The 21,378-nt window shown below is 54.7% G+C and carries 2 protein-coding genes; both read left to right on the top strand.

Annotated features, from left to right (window positions below; genetic code table 11):
• Window positions 1–38 precede the first annotated feature (38 nt).
• Window positions 39–19,499 (top strand): non-ribosomal peptide synthase/polyketide synthase, encoded by a 19,461-nt coding sequence (locus tag HP435_RS15005; RefSeq protein WP_173599366.1) that lies wholly within the window; start codon window positions 39–41, stop codon window positions 19,497–19,499.
• A gap of 85 nt (window positions 19,500–19,584) precedes the next feature.
• On the top strand, window positions 19,585–21,378 hold the full coding sequence (locus HP435_RS15000) for an ABC transporter ATP-binding protein (protein ID WP_173599365.1): 1,794 nt from the start codon (window positions 19,585–19,587) through the stop codon (window positions 21,376–21,378).

Below are 21,378 nucleotides of genomic sequence, written 5' to 3'. Positions count from 1 at the left end.
CCTCTTTGAACCGATAAATCACAGAGTTGAGGTGCCAAATGAAAAAGCAGGAAAACATCGCAAAAATTTACCCGCTAACCCCATTGCAAGAGGGTATGTTGTTTCACGCTGTCACGGACACGGGCAGCAGCGCCTATTGCCTCCAGATGTCTGCAACGATCGAGGGCGATTTTCACCTGCCGCTTTTTGAGCAGAGTCTGAACAAGCTCGTGGAAAACTACGAAGTATTGCGCACGGCTTTTGTATACCAAAACATGCAGCGACCTCGCCAAGTCGTGTTCAAGGAAAGAAAAGTGACCGTTCCTTGCGAAAACATCGCGCATTTGCCAAGCGCAGAGCAGGACGCGTACATACAAGCGTACACGAAGCAACATCATGCATTCGACCTGACAAAAGACAACTTGATGAAAGCAGCCATTTTTCAAACGGCCGAGAACAAGTACCGATTGGTTTGGGCCTTCCATCATATTATCGTGGACGGTTGGACATTGGGCGTCTTGCTGCATAAGCTGCTGACCTATTACGCAGCGCTGCGAAAAGGCGAGCCGATTCCGCGGGAAGCGACGAAGCCGTACAGCGAATATATCAAGTGGCTGGATAAGCAAAACAAGGACGAGGCCCTCGCTTATTGGCAAAACTACCTGGCAGGGTATGACCATCAGGCTGCTTTTCCGAAAAAGAAGCTTGGAACGGAAGCAAGCCGCTATGAACATGTCGAGGCGATGTTCACGATCGCTCCCGAGAAGACGCAGCAGCTGATCCAGATCGCGAACCAAAATCAGGCGACGATGAGCAGCGTGTTTCAAGCTCTTTGGGGCATTTTGGCCAGCACATACAAAAATGCGGACGATGTCGTTTTCGGCTCGGTCGTATCAGGCCGCCCGCCGCAAATCCAAGGAATTGAGAGCATGGTCGGCTTGTTCATCAACACGATTCCGACCCGCGTCCAGACGAACAAACAACAGACGTTCAGCGAGCTGCTGCAAACCGTGCAAAAGCAAGCCCTGGCGTCTGCCACCTACGATTTCGCGCCGCTGTACGAAATTCAGAGCACAACAGTGCTGAAACAGGAATTGATCGATCATTTGGTCACGTTTGAAAATTACCCCGATCATTCGATGAAGCATCTGGAAGAATCATTAGGGTTTCAATTCACCGTAGAAAGCGGAGATGAGCAGACCTCCTATGATTTGAACGTGGTCGTCGCCCTCGCTCCCTCGAACGAGCTGTACGTGAAGCTAAGCTACAATGCCGCGGTGTATGAATCGTCATTCGTAAACAGAATCGAAGGGCATCTCCGCACCGTCATCGACCAGGTGATCGGCAATCCGCATGTACACCTGCACGAGATCGGCATCATCACCGAAGAGGAAAAGCAGCAACTGCTCGTCGCCTACAACGACACGGCTGCTGAATATCCGCGGGACAAAACGATTTTCGAGCTGATCGCGGAACAAGCGAGCCGGACACCAGCGAAAGCAGCAGTTGTTTGCGGCGAGGACACCCTGACCTATCAGGAGCTGATGGAGCGTTCTGCCCAGCTTGCCAATGCTTTGCGCGAAAAAGGAATCGCCAGCGGCAGCATCGTCTCGATTATGGCGGAACATTCACTGGAGCTGATCGTGGCGATCATGGCTGTCTTGCGGTCAGGTGCTGCCTACTTGCCGATTGATCCCGAGTACCCGCAAGATCGCATCCAGTATTTGCTCGATGACAGCCAGACCACGCTGCTGTTAACCCAGTCGCATCTGCAACCAAACATCCAGTTTGCAGGCAGCGTGCTTTATTTGGACGATCGTTCCTTGTACGAAGGCGGCAGCACATCCTTCGCACCCGAGAGCAAGCCTGATGATTTGGCGTACATGATCTACACTTCCGGTTCTACCGGCAATCCAAAAGGGGCGATGATTACTCATCAAGGCCTGGTCAATTACATCTGGTGGGCCAACAAGGTGTACGTCCAAGGCGAAGCGGTGGACTTTCCGCTGTACTCATCTATTTCGTTCGATTTGACCGTCACCTCGATCTTCACGCCGCTTCTGTCCGGCAACACGATTCATGTGTACAGAGGGGCAGACAAGGTACAGGTCATTTTGGACATCATCAAAGATAACAAAGTCGGGATCATCAAGCTGACGCCGACACACCTGAAGCTGATTGAACACATCGACGGCAAGGCCAGCAGCATCAGGCGGTTCATCGTCGGCGGCGAGAACTTGCCGACAAAGCTGGCGAAGCAAATTTACGACCATTTCGGAGAGAACGTGCAAATTTTCAACGAGTACGGACCGACCGAAACCGTTGTCGGTTGCATGATTTACTTGTATGACCCGCAAACAACGACCCAGGAGTCGGTGCCAATCGGTGTCCCGGCAGACAACGTCCAGCTTTATTTGCTCGATGCTTCCATGCAGCCGGTGCCCGTCGGCTCGCTTGGCGAAATGTACATAGCCGGAGACGGCGTAGCCAAAGGGTATTTCAACAGACCGGAGCTGACGAAGGAAAAGTTTATCGACAACCCGTTCCGTCCGGGAACCAAAATGTATCGAACAGGCGACCTGGCAAAATGGCTGCCTGATGGAAACATGGAGTATGCAGGCAGAATGGACTATCAAGTGAAGATTCGCGGCCATCGGATCGAGATGGGCGAAATCGAAACGCGCCTGACGCAGCATGAGGCGGTCAAGGAAGCGGTCGTGATCGTGGAAAAGGATGAGAGCGGCCAAAACGTGTTGTACGCGTACCTTGTTTCCGAGCGGGAACTGACGGTAGCTGAGCTGAGAGAATTTTTGGGGCGCACGCTGCCTTCCTATATGATTCCTTCCTTCTTTATTCGCTTGGCGGAAATTCCGCTGACCGCGAACGGAAAAGTAGAGCGAAAAAAATTGCCGAAGCCAGCTGGCGCAGTCGTCACAGGCACGGCGTATGCAGCTCCGCAAAATGAAATCGAGGCAAAGCTGGCCGAGATATGGCAGCAAGTGCTGGGCATAAGCCAGGTAGGGATTCACGACGATTTCTTTGACTTGGGCGGACACTCGTTGAAGGCGATGACTGTCGTTTTCCAAGTCTCGAAAGCGCTGGAAGTGGAATTGCCCGTAAAGGCCTTGTTCGAACATCCAACCGTAGCGGAGCTGGCCCGCTTCCTTTCGCGGTCGGAAAAAACCGAGTACACCGCGATTCAACCCGTGGCAGCGCAGGAGTTTTACCCGGTTTCATCTGCGCAAAAAAGAATGTATATCCTGCAACAGTTCGAAGGCAACGGAATCAGCTACAACATTTCGGGTGCGATTCTCCTGGAAGGAAAGCTGGACTACGCCCGGTTTGCCAGCGCTGTGCAACAGCTGGCAGAGCGCCACGAAGCTTTGCGCACCTCGTTCCACCGGATCGACGGCGAGCCTGTGCAAAAAGTGCACGAGGAAGTAGAAGTGCCGCTTTTCATGCTGGAGGCTCCCGAAGACCAGGCGGAGAAAATCATGCGCGAGTTTGTCCGTCCGTTTGATCTCGGGGTCGCTCCGCTGATGCGAACAGGTTTGCTCAAGCTGGGCAAAGACCGCCATTTGTTTTTGCTCGACATGCACCATATCATCTCGGACGGCGTTTCTTCGCAAATTTTGCTGCGTGAATTTGCCGAGTTGTACCAGGGAGCAGACTTGCAGCCGCTTTCGCTGCAATACAAAGATTTCGCTGCTTGGCAAAATGAGCTGTTTCAGACGGAGGCATACAAGAAGCAGGAGCAGCACTGGCTGAACACGTTTGCTGATGAAATTCCGCTCTTGAACCTGCCGACTGACTATCCGCGCCCTAGCGTGCAAAGCTTTGCAGGCGATCTCGTCCTTTTTGCCGCCGGAAAAGAACTGCTGGAGCGGTTGCAACAGGTAGCGTCAGAAACAGGCACCACCTTGTACATGATTTTGCTTGCCGCCTACAATGTGCTGCTGTCCAAGTATACCGGCCAGGAAGACATCATCGTCGGGACGCCTGTCGCTGGACGTTCCCATGCGGACGTGGAAAACATCATGGGCATATTCGTGAACACATTGGCGCTGCGCAACCAGCCTGCCAGCAGCAAAACGTTTGCGCAATTTTTGCAGGAAGTGAAGCAAAACGCGCTTGCAGCCTATGACCATCAAGATTATCCATTTGAAGAACTTGTGGAAAAACTGGCGATTCAGCGGGATATTAGCCGAAATCCGTTGTTTGACACGTTGTTTTCTTTGGAAAACGCGAACCAGCAGTCGCTTGCCATCGCCGAGCTGACAGCGTCGCCCTATGAGCTGTTCAACAAAATTTCCAAGTTCGATCTCGCTTTGAACGCAAGCGAATCGCCAGCGGACATTCAGTTCCAGCTCACATTCGCAACCAAGCTGTTCAAGAAAGAAACGGTCGAGCGAATGGCCCGGCATTACCTGGAAATTTTGCGTTGGATCAGTGAGCAGCCGACGGCAAGCCTCGCGGACATCGACATGATGACGGAAGCGGAAAAACGCACACTCCTTCTGAACGTGAACGATACGTTTGTCGAGCGGACCGCCGCGACCGCCTTGCATCAATTAGTGGAGGAGCAAGCAGCACGCACGCCTGATGAAGTGGCCGTCGTGTACGAAGAATATGCCTTGACCTATCGCGAGCTGAACGCCAGGGCGAACCAGCTGGCCCGTTTGCTGCGCAGTCACGGAACCGGACCAGATACGTTGATCGGCATTATGGTGGACCGTTCGCCAGGCATGGTCGTCGGGATGCTGGCTGTGCTCAAAGCAGGCGGCGCGTACACGCCAATCGACCCAAGCTATCCGCCAGAACGAATCCAGTACATGCTCAGCGACAGCCAGGCGCCGATTTTGCTGACGCAGCGTCATTTGCAGGAGCTGGCTGCTTATCAAGGGGAGATCATCGACGTAGACGAGGAAGCGATTTACACCGGAGCCGACACGAACCTGGACAACGTCGCTGGCAAAGACGACTTGGCCTATGTGATCTACACATCGGGATCGACGGGCAATCCGAAAGGCGTCATGATCTCCCATCAGGCGATTTGCAATCACATGTTGTGGATGAGAGAGACGTTCCCGCTGACGACCGAGGATGCTGTCCTGCAAAAAACGCCGTTCAGCTTCGACGCTTCCGTATGGGAGTTTTATTTGCCGCTCATCACCGGAGGACAACTGGTGTTGGCAAAGCCGGACGGGCATCGCGACATCGCCTACATGACTCGTCTCATTCGAGATGAGAAAATCACGACCTTGCAGATGGTTCCGTCCTTGCTGGATCTGGTCATGACCGACCCGGGCTGGAGCGCATGCACGAGCTTGCAGCGAGTGTTCTGCGGCGGGGAAGCATTGACGCCTGCCCTCGTCTCGCGTTTTTACGAGACACAGCAAGCTCAGTTGATCAACTTGTACGGCCCTACAGAGACAACCATCGATGCGACTTATTGGCCTTGCCCGCGCCAGCAGGAATACAGCGCAATTCCGATCGGCAAACCGATCGACAACGTCCGGCTGTATGTCGTCAATGCCAGCAACCAGCTTCAGCCAGTAGGCGTAGCGGGAGAGCTGTGCATTGCCGGAGACGGTTTGGCCCGCGGCTATTGGCAGCGCGAGGAGCTGACGAAAGCAAGTTTTGTCGACAACCCGTTTGAGCCGGGCGGCACCATGTACCGTACCGGAGACATGGTCCGCTATTTGCCCGATGGCCATATCGAGTATTTGGGACGCATCGACCATCAAGTCAAAATCAGAGGTCACCGCATCGAGCTGGGGGAAATCGAAGCCACGCTTTTGCAGCATGAAGCGGTCAAAGCGGTCGTCGTCATGGCCCGCCAGGATGGCAAAGGGCAAAACAGCCTGTACGCCTATGTCGTAGCGGAGCAGGACATCCAGACAGCGGAGCTGAGAACGTACCTGTCTGCCACCTTGCCAGCCTACATGGTTCCGTCCGCTTTTGTTTTCTTGGAGCAGCTGCCGCTTTCAGCGAACGGCAAAGTGGATCGCAAGGCATTGCCTCAACCGGAGGATGCCGCCGCCTCTGCTGCCGTGTATGTGGCGCCGCGCAACGAATGGGAAGCCAAGCTCGCAGCGATATGGGAAAGTGTGCTTGGAGTCGAGCCGATCGGGGTTCACGATCATTTCTTTGAACTGGGCGGACATTCTTTGAAAGCGATGCACGTCATTTCTTTGCTCCAGCGCAGCTTCCAGGTGGACGTACCGTTGAAAGTCCTGTTTGAATCGCCAACGATCGCGGGCCTGGCCCCACTTGTTGCGGCTGCCCGCAAAGGCACGTACACAGCGATCCCCCCTGTCGAAAAGCAGGAGTATTACCCGGTTTCCGCGGCACAGAAGCGAATGTTCATTCTGCAGCAAATGGAAGGAGCAGGCATCAGCTACAACATGCCAGGCTTCATGTATCTCGACGGCAAGCTGGATACAGAGCGGCTGCAACAGGCGCTGAAAAGTTTGGTGCAACGCCACGAATCGTTGCGCACCTCGTTCCACTCCGTGCAAGGCGAGACGGTTCAGCGTGTGCATGACGATGTCGATCTGGCCATCTCGTTTGGCGAAGCGACCGAAGCAGAGACCCGGCAAATAGCCGAGCAGTTTATCCAGCCGTTCGATCTGGGAACAGCCCCGCTGTTGCGTGCCGGACTCATCAAGCTGGCGCCGGAACGCCACCTGTTCATGCTCGATTTGCACCATATTGTCGTCGATGGCGTCTCCATCGGCCTGCTCATCGAGGAATTTGCCCAGCTCTATCACGGGGAAGAGCTGCCAGCGCTGCGCATTCAGTACAAAGATTTTGCCAAGTGGCAGCAGGACTGGTTCCAGACCGAGGAATTTGCCGAGCAGGAAGCCTACTGGCTCAACACCTTTACGGGAGAAATCCCCGTGCTCAATCTGCCGACGGATTATCCAAGACCGTCTGTGAAAAGCTTTGCGGGAGATCGCTTCGCCTTTGGCTCCGGCACTGCTTTGCCAAAACAATTGCATCAGCTCGCCCAAGAGACAGGCACGACGCTCTACATGGTTCTGTTGGCCGCCTACAACGTGCTCCTGTCCAAATACTCCAGGCAAGAGGACATCATCGTCGGCGCTCCTACGGCTGGCAGGTCCCATGCCGAAACGGAGTCCATCGTCGGAATGTTTGTCAACACACTGGCCTTGCGCAACGAGCCAGCCGGGAGCAAAACTTTCCGCGACTTTTTGGCCGAAGTGAAAACCAACACGCTGGGAGCGTTTGAGCATCAAGATTATCCGCTCGATGAACTCGTCGACAAGCTGGACATGCAACGGGATTTGAGCCGCAACCCTTTGTTTGACACGGTTTTCATTTTGCAAAACATGGAGCAAAAGCCGTTCGAAATGGAGCAATTGACGATTACTCCTTATTCGGCAGAGGTGAAACAGGCCAAGTTTGACCTGTCGCTGGAGGCGTACGAAGAAAACGCGGAAATCATCTTTAGCCTGGATTACAGCACCAAGCTGTTTTCGCGCGAGACGATCGAAAAAATAGCGACCCATTTTATCCAAATCTTGCGGGCGGTCATTGCGGAACCGGAAATGCCGTTGTCCGAGATCACCATGCTCACAGAGGCGGAAAAGCAGCGCTTGCTGGTCGACTTCAACGGTGCGCACAAAGATTTTCCGCAAAACAAAACGCTTCAGGCGCTTTTTGAAGAACAAGCGGAAAAGTCGCCGCAGGCAACAGCCGTGGAAATCAGCGGGCAGCCCCTGTCCTATCAGGCGCTGAATGAGCGAGCCAACCAGCTTGCCGCTACGCTGCGGGAGCGGGGAGTACAGCCTGACCAACCTGTAGGGATTATGGCGAACCGCTCTGTGGAGATGGTCGTCGGCATCCTCGCCATCTTGAAAGCAGGCGGAGCTTACGTGCCGATCGACCCGGAATATCCGGAGGAGCGTGTCGCCTACATGCTGACGGATTGCCAAGCCCGCCTGGTGCTGACGCAAAAGCATCTGGGAGCGAAGCTTGGTTCCAGCGTGACCGCGGAATGCCTGTATCTCGACGACGAGAGCAACTATGGTGTGCACCGCTCGAATTTGCAGCCGATCAATACCGCTTCCGATCTGGCTTACATCATCTACACATCGGGTACGACTGGCAAGCCAAAAGGGGTCATGGTCGAGCACCGGGGCATCGTCAACAACGTGCTGTGGAAGAAAGCGGAGTACCAAATGAAGGTTGGCGACAGAAGCTTGCTGTCTCTGTCCTTTGCCTTTGACGCTTTCGTTCTGTCCTTCTTTACGCCTGTGCTTTCCGGGGCAACTGTCGTACTGGCGGAGGATGAAGAAGCCAAGGACCCAGTCTCTTTGAAAAAGCTCATCGCCGCTTCGCGCTGCACCTTGATGACAGGCGTGCCGAGCTTGTTCCAGGCCATTCTGGAATGCAGCACGCCAGCGGATATCCGTCCGCTGCAAACCGTCACACTCGGCGGAGAAAAAATTACGGCGCAGCTTGTTGAAAAATGCAAGCAGCTGAATCCCGATCTGGTCATCGTCAACGAGTACGGCCCGACAGAAAGCAGTGTCGTCGCCACCTGGCAGCGCCTTGCGGGTCCGGATGCTGCCATCACCATCGGGCGGCCGATTGCCAACACCAGCCTGTACATCGTGAACCAATATCACCAGCTACAGCCAATCGGCGTGGTCGGGGAGATTTGCATCGGCGGCCGCGGCTTGGCACGAGGCTATTGGAACAAGCCAGCGCTCACGGAAGAGAAGTTCGTTTCCCATCCGTTTGCGGCAGGCGAGCGCATGTACAAGACGGGCGATCTTGGCAAGTGGCTCCCGGACGGAACGATTGAATACATTGGGCGCATCGACGAACAGGTCAAAGTCCGAGGCTACCGAATTGAAATCGGCGAGATCGAGTCGGCTCTGCTGGCTGCGGAAAAGCTGACAGCGGCTGTTGTGGTCGTCTATGAGGATCAGCTTGGCCAGTCGGCTCTGGCAGCGTATTTTACCGCCGACGAACAGCTTGATGTCACGAAGCTGTGGTCGCATCTGTCGAAGCGACTCCCGTCGTACATGATTCCTGCGCATTTTGTGCAGCTCGATCAGCTTCCGCTTACGCCAAACGGCAAAGTCGACAAGAAAGCCTTGCCGAAGCCAGAAGGCAAGCCCGTAACCGAAGCGCAATATGTCGCGCCGACAAATGCGGTGGAAAGCAAGCTGGCAGAGATTTGGGAACGCGTGCTCGGGGTTAGCGGCATCGGCATTCTCGACAACTTTTTCCAGATCGGCGGACATTCCTTGAAAGCGATGGCTGTCGCTGCACAGGTGCATCGCGAGTATCAGGTTGAGCTTCCGCTGAAAGTGCTGTTCGCGCAACCTACGATCAAGGCGTTGGCCCAGTATGTCGCCACGAGCGGAAAAGAGACGTATGTGCCGATCGAGCCTGCACCGTTGCAAGAGTATTATCCTGTTTCTTCCGCGCAAAAGCGGATGTATGTCCTGCGCCAGTTTGCGGACACAGGCACGGTTTATAACATGCCGAGCGCGTTGTATATCGAAGGCGATCTGGAGCGGAAGCGTTTTGAAGCCGCCATCCACGGATTGGTCGAGCGGCACGAATCGCTGCGCACATCCTTCCATACGGTAAATGGCGAGCCTGTCCAGCGCGTACACGAGCATGTCGAGCTGAATGTGCAGTACGCGGAAGTGACGGAAGCGCAAGTGGAGCCAACCGTCGAGTCGTTCGTGCAAGCATTTGATCTGACAAAAGCTCCGCTATTGCGGGTCGGACTTTTCAAGCTGGCAGCGAAACGGCATCTGTTCCTGCTGGATATGCATCACATCATCTCGGATGGCGTCTCGGCCGGAATCATTATGGAAGAGTTCTCGAAGCTGTATCGAGGCGAAGAACTGCCTGCGCTTTCCGTCCATTACAAAGATTTCGCCGTCTGGCAGTCTGAACTGTTCCAGAGCGACGTCTATACCGAGCATGAAAACTACTGGCTGAACGCGTTTTCTGGCGACATTCCGGTGCTTAACTTGCCAGCCGATTTTTCTCGTCCGCTGACACAGAGCTTTGAAGGAGATTGCGTTTCGTTCCAGGCAGACAAAGCGTTGCTGGACGATCTTCACAAGCTCGCTCAGGAGAGCCAATCGACGTTGTTCATGGTATTGCTGGCGGCTTACAATGTGCTGCTTGCCAAGTACAGCGGACAGGAAGACATCGTCGTCGGCACACCGATTGCGGGCAGATCGCACGCCGATATCGAGAACGTTCTGGGGATGTTTGTCAACACGCTCGCTTTGCGCAACTATCCGGTCGAGACGAAACACTTCCAGGCATTTTTGGAAGAGGTCAAGCAAAATACGCTGCAAGCATACGCCCATCAAGATTATCCGTTCGAAGCACTGGTCGAAAAGCTGGACATCCAGCGGGATCTCAGCCGCAATCCGCTGTTTGACACCATGTTTATTTTGCAAAACCTGGACCAAAAAGCTTACGAGCTGGATGGGCTGAAACTGGAGGCATATCCGGCACAAGCAGGCAACGCCAAATTCGATCTCACGCTGGAAGCGCACGAGGACGAGACAGGCATTCATTTTGCGCTCGTCTACTCGACCAAATTGTTCCAGCGAGAATCAATCGAAAGAATGGCGGGTCACTTCCTGCAAGTGCTGCGCCAAGTCGTTGCCGACCAAGCAACTGCCTTGCGCGAGATCAGCCTGCTCAGCGAGGAAGAGCGCCGAATTGTGACCGTTGATTTCAACAACACGTTTGCCGCGTATCCGCGCGATCTGACGATTCAGGAGCTGTTCGAGCAGCAGGCAGCAAAAACTCCGGAGCATGCAGCGGTCGTGATGGACGGACAGATGCTGACGTATCGGGAGCTGAACGAAAAAGCGAACCAGCTCGCCCATGTCCTTCGTCAAAACGGAGTCGGGAAAGAGAGCATCGTCGGTCTGCTCGCAGATCGTTCGCTGGAAATGATTACAGGCATCATGGGGATTCTCAAAGCGGGCGGCGCCTACCTGGGCCTGGACCCGGAGCATCCGTCCGAACGCCTGGCTTACATGCTGGAAGATGGCGGCGTGAAAGTTGTCCTCGTGCAAAAGCACTTGCTGCCGCTCGTCGGCGAAGGGCTGACGCCAATCGTTTTGGAAGAGGAGAGCCTGCACCGGGAAGATTGCGGCAATCCGGCGATTGTCAACGGTGCGAGTGACCTGGCTTATGTGATGTACACCTCAGGCTCTACAGGCAAGCCAAAAGGAGTCATGGTCGAGCATCGCAACGTCACCCGCTTGGTCATGCATACGAATTACGTGCAAGTGCGCGAGAGCGACCGGATGATTCAAACCGGCGCGATTGGCTTCGACGCCATGACATTTGAGATTTTCGGCGCGTTGCTGCACGGGGCCAGCCTGTATTTGGTGAGCAAGGACGTCTTGCTGGATGCCGAAAAGCTGGGCAGCTTCCTGCGGACGAATCAGATTACGACCATGTGGCTGACCTCGCCGCTCTTCAACCAGCTTTCGCAAGACAATCCGGCGATGTTTGACAGCTTGCGCGCCTTGATCGTCGGTGGCGAAGCGTTGTCGCCGAAGCACATCAACCGAGTAAAAAGTGCCCTTCCTGACCTGGAAATCTGGAACGGATACGGCCCGACCGAAAACACGACCTTCTCGACGTGCTATTTGATTGAACAGCATTTTGAAGAGCAGATTCCGATTGGCAAGCCGATTGCAAACTCCACCGCATATATCGTCGACGGCAACAATCAGCCCCAGCCGATCGGCGTGCCGGGTGAACTGTGCGTCGGTGGTGACGGTGTCGCAAGAGGCTATGTGAACAACCCGGAATTAACCGCCGAAAAGTTTGTGCCCAATCCGTTTGCGCCTGGCGAAACGATGTATCGCACCGGAGATTTGGCGAGATGGCTGCCGGATGGGACGATTGAGTATTTGGGCCGAATCGACCAGCAGGTCAAAATCAGGGGATACCGGATCGAGCTTGGGGAAATCGAGACGGTCTTGTCCCAGCAGGCACAAGTAAAAGAAGCAGTCGTGGCCGTGATCGAGGAGGCGAACGGGCAAAAAGCTCTCTGCGCTTACTTTGTGCCAGAACAGGCCGTCGACGCCGCCGAGCTGCGAGAAGCGATGTCCAAACAGTTGCCTGGCTACATGGTCCCTGCCTACTATGTGCAAATGGAAAAGCTGCCGTTGACCGCGAACGGAAAGGTTGACCGCCGGGCATTGCCGCAGCCATCCGGCGAGCGGACGACAGGAAGCGCCTTTGTCGCTGCGCAAAATGATACCGAAGCGAAGCTGCAACAGATTTGGCAAGAAGTTTTGGGCATTCCGGCAATCGGCATTCACGACAACTTCTTTGAAATCGGCGGTCATTCCTTGAAGGCGATGAACGTCATCACGCAAGTCCATAAGACATTCCAGGTGGAGCTGCCGTTAAAAGCACTGTTTGCCACTCCGACGATCCATGAGTTGGCTGCGCATATTGCCGAGAGCGCATTCGAGCAGTTCGAGACGATCCAGCCAGTCGAGCCTGCCGCGTTTTATCCCGTGTCGTTTGCCCAAAAGCGAATGTACATCCTGCATCAGTTCGAAGGAAGCGGGATCAGCTACAACGTGCCGAGTGTGCTGGTGCTGGAAGGCAAGCTCGATTATGACCGCTTTGCTGCTGCCATCCAGAGCCTGGTTAGACGGCATGAATCTTTGCGCACCTCGTTCCATTCGGTAAACGGGGAACCGCTGCAACGAGTCCATGTGGATGTCGAGCTGCCTGTCCGCCTTTTGGAGGCGACAGAAGATCAGAGCGAATCGCTCATCCAGGAGCTAATCCAGCCGTTTGATCTGGAGATAGCCCCGTTGTTCAGAGTGAATCTGATCAAGCTTGGCGCAGAGCGGCACTTGTTCTTCATGGATATGCACCACATTATTTCCGATGGCGTATCGCTTGCGGTCATCGTCGAGGAAATTGCCAGCTTGTATGCAGGAAAACAGCTTTCCGACCTGCGCATCCAGTACAAAGACTTTGCTGTGTGGCAGACCAAGCTGTCTCAGTCGGATCGCTTCCAAAAACAGGAGGATTTTTGGACCCGGACGTTTGCCGGGGAGATTCCTTTGCTGAATCTGCCCCATGACTATCCAAGACCTTCTGTGCAGAGCTTTGACGGTGACACGGTCGCGCTTGGCACCGGACATCACCTGCTGGAACAACTGCGCAAGCTCGCTGCCGAGACTGGCACGACCTTGTTCATGGTGCTGCTGGCTGCCTACCATGTGTTGCTCTCCAAGTACGCCGGACAGGAAGAAATCGTCGTCGGTACACCGATCGCAGGCCGCTCGCACGCAGATGTAGAGCGCATTGTCGGGATGTTCGTCAACACGCTCGCTTTGAAAAATACGGCCGCTGGCAGCCTGAGCTTCCGCGCCTTTTTGGAAGACGTGAAGCAAAATGCGCTCCATGCCTTCGAGCATCAAGACTATCCGTTCGAGCATCTGGTCGAGAAGCTGCAAGTGCGGCGCGATCTGAGCAGAAACCCGCTGTTTGATACGATGTTCAGCCTGGGGCTTGCCGAATCAGCCGAAGGAGAAGTAGCGGATCTGAAAGTGTCGCCTTATCCGGTGAACGGCCACATCGCCAAATTCGACCTTTCCCTGGATGCGATGGAAAAACAGGATGGACTTCTTGTTCAATTCAGCTATTGCACGAAGCTGTTTGCAAAAGAAACGGTTGATCGACTGGCCGCCCATTACGTTCAGCTTTTGCAAACAATCACAGCCGATCCCGACATCGAGCTCGCCCGGATCAGCGTGTTGTCCAAAGCAGAGACGGAGCACATGCTGCACAGCTTCCTCGCAACCAAAACAGCCTATCCGACGGACAAAACGTTCCAGAAGCTGTTCGAGGAGCAAGTGGAAAAAACACCGAACGAGATTGCCGTTCTGTTCGGCAATGAACAGCTGACCTATCAGGAATTAAATGCAAAAGCAAACCAGCTCGCCCGCGTCCTGCGGCGAAAAGGCGTCAAGCCGGAGAGCACCGTCGGCATTCTCGTAGACCGCTCGCTCTACATGGTCATCGGCATGCTGGCTGTGTTGAAAGCAGGCGGGGCATTCGTCCCGATTGATCCAGACTACCCGCTGGAGCGCCAAGCGTTCATGCTCGAAGACAGCGAGGCGAAGCTGCTGCTCACCTTGCAAAAAATGAACAGTCAAGTTGCCTTCCCTTATGAAACCTTTTATCTGGATACAGAGACAGTGGATCAGGAGGAGACGGGCAATCTGGAGCACGTTGCGCAGCCGGAGAACGCCGCTTACATCATCTACACATCCGGTACGACGGGCAAGCCAAAAGGGGTCGTCCTCGAGCACCACAGCTATGCCAATGTCGCGTTTGCCTGGAAAGACGAATATCACCTGGACAGCTTCCCGGTCCGTTTGCTGCAAATGGCGAGCTTCGCCTTCGACGTCTCGACGGGCGATTTTGCCAGGGCGCTGCTGACAGGCGGGCAACTGGTCATCTGCCCGAATGAGGTCAAAATGGACCCAGCTTCGCTGTACGAGATCATCAGGCGTCACGAAATTACCATTTTCGAAGCGACACCAGCCTTGATCATGCCGTTGATGCACTACGTTTACGAAAACGAACTGGATATGAGTCAAATGAAGCTGCTGATTCTCGGAGCAGACAGCTGCCCGGCGGAAGACTTCAAAACGTTGCTCGCGCGCTTCGGCCAGAAGATGCGCATTATCAACAGCTACGGCGTGACAGAGGCGTGCATTGACACCAGCTACTACGAAGAAACAGACGTCACCGCCATCCGCTCGGGAACGGTGCCGATCGGCAAACCGCTTCCGAACATGACGATGTACGTCGTCGACGCGCATTTGAATTTGCAGCCTGTCGGCGTCGTAGGCGAATTGTGCATCGGCGGAGCAGGGGTTGCGCGCGGTTATTTGAACAGACCTGAGCTGACGGAAGAGAAGTTCGTGCCGAATCCGTTCGCCCCAGGTGAACGATTGTACCGCACAGGTGATCTGGCGAAGTGGCGCGCAGATGGCAATGTCGAGTTCCTCGGACGCAATGACCACCAGGTAAAAATCAGGGGTGTTCGCATCGAGCTGGGCGAGATCGAGACACAGCTGCGCAAGCTGGACGGAATTACGGAAGCAGTCGTGGTCGCAAGAGAAGATCACGGGCAGGAAAAGGAATTGTGCGCATACGTCGTGGCGGACCACAAGCTTGACACCGCAGAATTGCGGGCGAATTTGCTGAAGGAACTGCCGCAAGCGATGATTCCAGCGTATTTCGTCACCTTGGATGCGCTGCCGCTGACTGCCAATGGCAAAGTAGACAGACGTTCCTTGCCAGCGCCGGATGTCACCATGCTGAGAACGACCGAGTATGTAGCGCCGCGCTCCGTCTGGGAAGCCCGATTGGCCCAAGTATGGGAGCAGGTGCTGAATGTTCCGCAAGTGGGTGCGCTAGACGACTTTTTCGCGCTCGGCGGTCACTCCTTGCGTGCCATGCGCGTCATTTCCAGCATGCACAACGAATACCAGGTCGACATCCCGCTGCGCATCTTGTTCGAAAAACCGACGATTCAGGAACTGGCGGCGTTCATCGAAGAGACAGCCAAAGGGAATGTCTTCTCGATCGAGCCTGTGCAAAAGCAAGCGTACTATCCGGTTTCCTCGGCACAAAAGCGCATGTACATCCTCGATCAATTTGAGGGAGTCGGCATCAGCTACAACATGCCGTCGACTATGCTGATCGAAGGCAAGCTGGAGCGAACACGGGTGGAAGCGGCGTTCCAGCGCTTGATTGCGCGACATGAAAGCCTGCGCACTTCGTTTGCCGTCGTCAACGGAGAGCCTGTGCAAAACATTCACGAGGACGTTCCGTTTGCGCTTGCCTATTCGGAAGTCACAGAACAGGAGGCGCGCGAACTCGTTTCTTCCCTCGTGCAGCCGTTCGATCTGGAGGTCGCACCGCTCCTGCGCGTCTCGCTGCTGAAAATCGGCGAGGATCGTTACGTGCTCTTTACCGACATGCATCACAGCATTTCCGATGGCGTATCCTCCGGCATTCTTCTGGCAGAGTGGGTGCAGCTGTATCAAGGCGACGTTTTGCCGGAGCTGCGTATCCAGTACAAGGACTTTGCTGTGTGGCAACAAGAGTTTTCCCAGTCGACCGCCTTCCACAAGCAGGAAGCGTACTGGCTGCAAACGTTTGCCGATGACATTCCTGTGCTGAACTTGCCGAACGATTTCACCCGCCCCAGCACCCAAAGCTTTGCCGGGGATCAGTACACGATCGGCGCGGGCAAAGCGCTCACGGAAGGCTTGCACCAGTTGGCGCAGGCGACGGGAACGACTTTGTACATGGTTTTGCTCGCCGCGTACAACGTGCTGCTCGCCAAGTATGCCGGGCAGGAGGACATCATCGTCGGCACGCCGATTACAGGCAGATCCCATGCCGATCTCGAACCGATCGTCGGCATGTTCGTGAACACGTTGGCGATGCGTAACAAACCGCAGCGCGAAAAGACTTTTAGCGAGTTTTTGCAAGAAGTCAAGCAAAATGCGCTGGATGCGTACGGCCATCAGGACTACCCGTTTGAAGAGCTGGTGGAAAAGCTCGCGATCGCGCGCGATTTGAGCCGAAATCCGCTGTTTGACACCGTGTTTACGTTCCAAAACAGCACGGAAGAGGTCATGACGCTGCCTGAATGCACGCTTGCGCCGTTTATGACGGACGAAACAGGCCAGCACGCCAAGTTCGACTTGACTTTCAGCGCTACGGAAGAGCGGGAAGAAATGACGATTGGCGTGGAGTACAGCACAAGCTTGTTTACGCGGGAAACGATGGAACGGTTCAGCCGCCACTTCCTGACGATTGCAGCGAGCATCGTGCAAAATCCGCACATCCGTCTGGGCGAGATCGACATGCTTTTGCCAGAAGAAAAACAGCAGATTTTGGCCGGGTTCAACGATACGGCAGTCAGCTATGCGCTGGACAAAACGCTGCACCAGCTATTCGAAGAGCAGGTCGACAAAACACCGGATCAGGCAGCGCTTCTCTTTAGCGAGCAATCGCTGACGTACAGCGAACTGAACGAGCGAGCAAACAGACTGGCAAGGGTCCTGCGCGCAAAAGGAGTCGGACCGGACCGTCTGGTAGCGATCATGGCGGAGCGCTCGCCGGAAATGGTGATCGGTATTCTCGGTATTTTGAAGGCAGGCGGCGCTTATGTTCCCGTCGATCCCGGCTATCCGCAGGAGCGCATTCAGTACCTGCTCGAAGATAGCAACGCAGCCCTGCTGCTCAGCCAGGCGCATCTGTTGCCGCTGTTGGCCCAGGTGTCAAGCGAGCTGCCGGAGTGCCTTGATCTGAACGCTGAACTGGATGCCGGACTGAGCGGCTCCAACCTGCCAGCTGTCAACCAACCGACTGACCTTGCCTACGTCATCTATACATCCGGTACGACCGGCAAGCCGAAGGGTGTCATGATCCCGCATCAAGGAATCGTGAACTGCTTGCAGTGGAGAAGAGACGAATACGGGTTCGGGCCGAGTGACAAGGCGTTGCAAGTGTTCTCCTTTGCCTTCGACGGTTTTGTAGCCAGCTTGTTCGCTCCGCTGCTCGGAGGGGCAACGTGCGTGTTGCCGCAAGAAGCAGCTGCCAAAGACCCGGTCGCGCTGAAAAAACTGATGGCCGCAACGGAAGTCACCCATTACTACGGCGTACCGAGTCTGTTCCAGGCCATTCTCGATTGCTCGACGACAACCGACTTCAATCAGTTGCGTTGCGTCACTTTGGGCGGCGAGAAGCTGCCTGTGCAGCTTGTGCAAAAAACAAAAGAAAAGCATCCGGCAATCGAGATCAACAACGAGTACGGCCCGACGGAAAACAGCGTCGTCACCACCATCTCGCGCTCGATTGAAGCGGGGCAAGCGATCACGATTGGCCGACCGCTTGCGAACGTCCAAGTCTACATTGTAGATGAGCAGCATCACTTGCAGCCGATTGGCGTGGTCGGTGAGCTGTGCATCGGCGGAGCCGGGCTTGCCAGAGGCTATCTGAACAAACCGGAGCTGACCGCAGAGAAGTTTGTCGCAAATCCGTTCCGACCAGGCGAGCGCATGTACAAAACAGGCGACTTGGTAAAATGGCGGACGGATGGCACGATCGAGTACATCGGCCGCGCAGACGAACAGGTCAAGGTGAGAGGGTATCGCATCGAGATCGGCGAGATCGAGAGCGCCGTACTCGCTTACCAGGGCATCGATCAAGCGGTGGTCGTTGCGCGAGACGATGACGCTACGGCTGGTTCCTATCTTTGCGCCTACTTTGTCGCAGCAACAGCCATATCCGTATCCGGCTTGAGAAGCCATCTGGCCAAAGAGCTGCCTGCTTACATGATTCCGAGCTATTTCGTCGAGCTGGATCAGCTGCCGCTTTCCGCCAATGGAAAAGTGGATCGCAAAGCTTTGCCGAAGCCGCAACAGTCCGATGCGACCGTGCGCGAATACGTAGCGCCGAGAAATGCGACCGAACAGCAACTGGCAGCCATCTGGCAAGAAGTTTTGGGAGTAGAGCCAATCGGCATCACCGACCAGTTCTTTGAACTCGGAGGACATTCCTTAAAAGCTACGCTGCTGATTGCCAAAGTGTATGAGTACATGCAAATCGAGCTGCCGCTGAATCTCATCTTCCAGTATCCGACGATCGAAAAGGTGGCCGATTTCATCACGCATAAGCGCTTTGAGAGCAGATACGGCACAGCCATTTTGTTAAATCAGGAGACGGCGCGAAACGTATTTTGCTTCACGCCGATCGGCGCACAAAGCGTGTACTACCAGAAGCTTGCGGCGGAAATTCAAGGCGTCTCTTTGTACAGCTTTGATTTCATCCAGGATGACAACCGGATGGAGCAGTATATCGCGGCGATCACCGCAATTGATCCAAGCGGTCCGTACACGCTCATGGGCTACTCCTCGGGAGGCAATCTGGCTTTTGAAGTGGCGAAAGAACTGGAGGAGCGGGGCTATGGCGTCACCGACATCATCTTGTTCGACTCGTACTGGAAAGACAAGGCGATTGAGCGGACTGTTGCGGAAACAGAAAACGACATTGCCCAGCTATTCGCCGAGATTGGCGAAAACACCGAGATGTTCAACATGACGCAAGAAGACTTCCAGCTGTACGCCGCCAATGAGTTTGTCAAGCAAAGCTTCGTTCGCAAAACGGTCAGCTATGTGATGTTCCATAACAATCTGGTCAATACCGGAATGACCACTGCCGCGATCCACCTCATCCAATCCGAGCTGGAAGCAGACGAGGAAGCTCCGGTGGCAGCAAAATGGAACGAATCAGCCTGGGCAAATGCAACGCAACGACTGCTGACGTACAGCGGGCACGGAATCCACTCGCGCATGCTGGCAGGCGATTACGCGTCGCAAAATGCTTCGATTTTGCAAAACATCCTGCAAGAACTGTTCATCCTGAAATAAGACGGCAAATGTGTAAGGGATTCCCCTTGGGAGAAAGCTGTTCCGAGGGGAGTCCATCCCTAACATCCTTGGAGAGGAGCCGCACATGATTGTTACCAAGCAAGATCCACAGACAAGGAAAAGGAAAAGGAAAAGCGCCGTATTCGGCTGGGTATTGTCGTTTGTCAAGCCTTACCGAAATTGGGTAGTCATCTGCATCTTTGCTTCGCTGCTCGTCGCGGTGGCAGACATTTTGATGGGGGTCCTGATTCAGCGCATGGTCGAACATACAAACGACTTTGACAAGCTGGTCCAAATCGCCCTGATCATTTTTTGTCTCACCATCGTCGGTTTTCTCGCGAAGTATTTTATTACATACTCGGCCGCGCGGTTTAGCGCCAGAGCCATGCGGGATTTGAAAAACAAAATGGCGGCGCATCTCGAAAAAGTCCCGATGTCCACGATGGATCAATATCATTCGGGCGATCTCGTTTCTCGCTTGACGAGCGATGCGCAAATCTTGCAAAGCTTTTTGCAGCAGCACTTTTTCCAACTGTTCTATTTGCCGGTTGTGTTTGCCGGGGCACTGACCTTGCTGCTGTCGATCAATTGGAAGCTGATCATTTTCAGCGTCGCGATTCTGCCCATTGCCATCGTGATTACAGGGAGAATGAGCAGACCTTTGCAAACGTATGCCGAGCGCATGCAGGAGCATTTGGGGCAAGCCAATACCGTTGCCCAGGACACTTTGTCCGGGATTCACATGGTGAAAGCTTTTCAACTGGAAGACGTGATGTACCGCAAATACGCAGCGGGCATGAAGCAGGTGCTGAAAAACGGCATACTGGCTGAGAAAAAGCGCGCCTGGATGACCGCTCCCGGAATTTTGTTGTTTTCTGCGCCGATCCTGTTTTTTGTCGCCTACGGTGGCTACTTGATTCAGACCGGGGAGCTGAGCTTGGGCAGCCTGGTCATTTTCAGCTATTTGCTTCACTTTATTATCGAGCCGCTGTCACTCGCCCCTGTGCTGTTTGCCCAAGTCCAGGAGACTTCCGGGGCAGCCAAGCGCCTGCAAGACATTTTTTTGCAGCCTGTGGAGGAAAATGGCCGGACAGCTATTCCGATTGATCCAGCAGCCGTTCCGGTCGAGTTTGAGAACGTCTCGTTTGCCTACGAAAAGACGAAGATACTCGAAAATGTAAGCTTTGTGTTGCCGCCAAACAAAACCGTTGCCTTGGTCGGAGCGAGCGGCAGCGGCAAGAGCACCATCCTGAAATTGCTGTGCGGGTTTTACCGCATCGAGCCAGGCAACGGGTGCATGAAAGTGTTCGGACACTCCCTGAACGACTGGAATACCGCGGAGATGCGCCATTATTTGTCGCTGGTTTCGCAGGATACGACGCTCTTCCCGGTATCGATTGCGGAAAATATCTCGTACGGCCGGGTGCATGCGACGCGAGACGAGATTATCGCAGCAGCGAAAGCGGCCAATGCGCATGATTTCATCCTGGAGCTGCCCCAAGGCTATGAAACAAAAGTCGGGGAACGAGGCTCCCGGCTCTCCGGCGGGCAAAAACAGCGCATTGCCATTGCCCGCGCGCTTTTGAAGGATGCACCGATTTTGCTGCTGGATGAACCGACGTCAGCCCTCGATACGGAGTCTGAGGCACTCGTTCAGGAAGCGCTGGAAAATGTAATGCGCAATCGGACGGTGCTGGTCATTGCCCATCGTCTCTCCACGATCAAAGACGCGGATGAAGTGCTTGTCCTGGAGCAAGGGCAAATCGTCGAAAGAGGCACGCACTACGAATTGCTTGCCCAAGGCGGCGTGTACACCCGCTTGTATCAAAAACAGTTTGCTACAGATGAACAAAAAGCGCTGGCAGCAGAGGGGGTATAG

It is taken from the genome of Brevibacillus sp. HD3.3A (assembly GCF_013284375.2).
GTDB classification, from domain to species: Bacteria; Bacillota; Bacilli; order Brevibacillales; family Brevibacillaceae; genus Brevibacillus; species Brevibacillus parabrevis.
This window is presented reverse-complemented; position numbering and strand designations above follow the sequence as displayed.

Excerpts from the sequence above, each read along its gene's own strand:
- HP435_RS15005 (WP_173599366.1), top strand. The coding sequence starts at position 39 with ATGAAAAAGCAGGAAAACATCGCAAAAATTTACCCGCTAACCCCATTG.
- HP435_RS15000 (WP_173599365.1), top strand. The coding sequence starts at position 19,585 with ATGATTGTTACCAAGCAAGATCCACAGACAAGGAAAAGGAAAAGGAAA.